This window comes from Peterkaempfera griseoplana (genome assembly GCF_001418575.1).
Taxonomy (GTDB): Bacteria; Actinomycetota; Actinomycetes; order Streptomycetales; family Streptomycetaceae; genus Peterkaempfera; species Peterkaempfera griseoplana.
Genome location: NZ_LIQR01000451.1, coordinates 1 through 1,642, shown reverse-complemented (window position 1 = coordinate 1,642; position 1,642 = coordinate 1). Strand labels below are relative to the sequence as shown.

General features: G+C 71.7%; 1 protein-coding gene and 1 pseudogene. Both read left to right on the top strand.

Annotated features, from left to right (window positions below):
• On the top strand, positions 1-1,164 hold a 1,164-nt coding region (locus tag AOK09_RS29460; protein WP_055590285.1), incomplete at its 5' end, for an LCP family protein.
• Between the two features lie 239 nt (positions 1,165-1,403).
• A pseudogene (locus AOK09_RS29455) lies at positions 1,404-1,642 on the top strand (hypothetical protein); the annotation flags it as partial.

The following is a 1,642-nucleotide window of genomic DNA, read 5'->3' as shown; positions in this document are numbered from 1 at the left end:
CTGCTGCTGGCCGCCGGCGGCGGTGGCGTGTGGTGGGCGTACCACCGGCTGGACGGCAACATCCGTACCGACACCGCCACCAACCAGATCCTGCAGCACGAGGAGTCGGCCCGGCCGACCCACAACACCGCTCCGGCCACCTACAACGCCGAGAACATCCTGCTGATAGGCAGCGACGACCGCAGCGGCGCCAACGCCGCGTACGGCGACTCGGGCGGCCAGCGCTCCGACACCACGATCCTGCTGCACCTGTCGGCGGACCGTAGGAGCGCGGTGGCGGTCTCCATACCCCGTGACACCATGGTCCAGGTGCCCAGCTGCGAGAAGCCGGACGGTTCCCACACCACGCCGCAGCATGTGCAGTTCAACTGGGCCTTCGAGTTCGGCGGCGCGGCGTGCACGATCCGCACCGTGGAGGACCTCACCGGTATCCGCATCGACCACCATCTGATCGTCGACTTCTCCGGCTTCAAGAAGATGGTGGACGCCGTCGGCGGGGTGGACGTCTGCCTCGCGCAGGACGTCCACGACCGGGACGCCAGACTCGACCTCGCGGCCGGGCCGCACAAGCTGGACGGGGAGCAGGCACTGGGGTTCGTGCGGGTGCGGGAGACGCTCGGTGACGGCAGCGACACCGAACGGATGGGGCGGCAGCAGCAGTTCCTGGCCTCGCTGGTCAAGAAGGTGCAGAGCGACGGTGTGTTGCTCAACCCGACCAAGCTCTGGCCGCTGCTGGATTCGGCGACCTCGGCGATCACCGCCGACCCCGGGCTGAGTTCGCTCGGCGCGCTGTACGACCTGGCGGAGAGCCTGCGGTCGATACCGACGCAGAACGTGGCGTTCCTGACCGCGCCGCGTGAGCCGTACCCGCCGGACCACAACCGCGACCAGCTGGTGCAGCCCGCGGCCGACATGCTCTTCCAGGCGCTCAAGGAGGACCGCCCGGTCCGGGTGACCTCCGGGTCGGTGCCGACCGCCACCGCCGGGGACCGCCAGGGCACCGCCCCTCCCTCGCCGTCGGCCTCCGCGTCCGAGTCCGCATCCGCCTCCGCCTCGGCGTCGGCGTCCGCCTCGGCCACCGCGCCCGGGGACGGCGCCGAGTCCGCGGCCGCACCGACGTTCTCCGGCCGCACAGCCGACCAGAACATCTGTGGCACGGGATGACCATGGTCTCTTAAAATCCCTGCCACTCTGGGGAGTTATGTCCGATTTGCACCGTGCGGGATTTGTCACGTGACTGCCGAGCGGCTGAACTAGGCAGCTAGTGTGAGCCCGGTCGGCTCGGCATACCCGCTCCGGCACCGGCTCCGCGGCAGCGGCTGCGGCAGGGCGCCGGCACGACATGCACAGAAGATCACTCGCGCAGGGGGAGCGCGGACCGGCAAGGCGGAGGGGTTACAACCGTGAACGCGGGAGACGGCCGTATGCGCGGCGCCTCGGGCAACGGCCCCGACTGGTCGGACGGCGGAGATCCGGCGGACCAGTGGGTCCTGGACCCCGCGACCGGCAACTACCGGTTGCGGACGGACGGCCCCGGCCAGGGCCGGGCCACCACCGCACGGCGCCCCGGCGTGCCCCAGCAGGGCCGCCCGGGCCCCCGCCGCCCGGCCGGCCCCGGCGACGCCGCCCCGACCGGTGACAC